This is a genomic window from Cysteiniphilum litorale, assembly GCF_003428165.1.
In the GTDB taxonomy this organism is placed as follows: Bacteria; Pseudomonadota; Gammaproteobacteria; order Francisellales; family Francisellaceae; genus Caedibacter; species Caedibacter litoralis.
Map to the genome: position 1 here is coordinate 1 of NZ_QLIQ01000140.1, position 1,035 is coordinate 1,035.

Annotated in this window: 1 protein-coding gene; it reads right to left on the bottom strand. The window is 31.7% G+C overall.

Going from position 1 to position 1,035, the window contains the following annotated elements; all coding sequences use genetic code 11:
* On the bottom strand, positions 1-1,035 hold a 1,035-nt coding region (locus tag DNJ75_RS14915), incomplete at both ends, for a tetratricopeptide repeat protein (RefSeq protein ID WP_170137248.1).

The following is a 1,035-nucleotide window of genomic DNA, read 5'->3' on the forward strand; positions in this document are numbered from 1 at the left end:
TATTGAATTAGGATGCTCTTTACCAAATATAGACTCATGTTTTTCCAAACAATCAGTCGCGCGAATATAATCATGAATACCAAAATAAAACATCCCCATATCAAAATACAATAAACTTATTTCATGAGTTTTGTGATATTTAAGCGTTTCAAAATACATTTTCTCAGCTTCGCCATAATGTAATATTGCTTGCTCTACATTATTAAGTTTTGCATGTGTTTTTGCTGCAATTGCATATAAAAAAGCTATTGTCCTATTTTTATTTTGATAAGATATTGCCTCTAAACTTTCACTAATAAAAGCACTTGCATTTACATAATTTTCATTATTGAACTCAATATTTCCTTTGATCATAGGTACTGATGCTGAAAATATATTCTTCTCTCCCTTGAAATTTTTATCAAGCGATCCTACCAACTCTGATAAGACTGACAACGCCAATTCATTTTTATGCATTATTGATAAAAACTTGGCTTTATAAACCAAAAGCCCAATAATATTGCTTGAAAACTCTGATACCTTGTTATTGATCTCAATCGCTTGATCTAAGGTTAATATTGCCTCATTAAAACTACCCATATCAGCTAATGCGATGGCTTTGGCTTGGTAAATAATTGTTTTGTAAACTTCAGGGATGTTTTTTGCTGTTTTCACAGTTTCATCAAATAAATTTGCGTATACCAAAACATTATCCACATCACCTTGAAATGCATAAAGTTGGGTTAATCTGAAATACACTATTGCCCATTCTTCTTTTGAATCAGGGCAATCTTTTAGCGTTTTAGCTGCCTGATTAGCCTCAATCAATGACTGTTCAAAATCAAACAACATCCACTGGTGGTATGTACTTCTCATCAGTTGATATTTTGCTTTTATCCGACAAGCTATCGTCTGTTTTTTTAAAAGCTCATCAATATCATTAATCAACTTTTCTGATGCCTCTTTTTGTCGCCTTTCTGTTAGCACATACTCTAGCAATTTAACTTTAATATTCACTAAATCTGGTGAATGATAATTGCTCTTTACACAAATGTC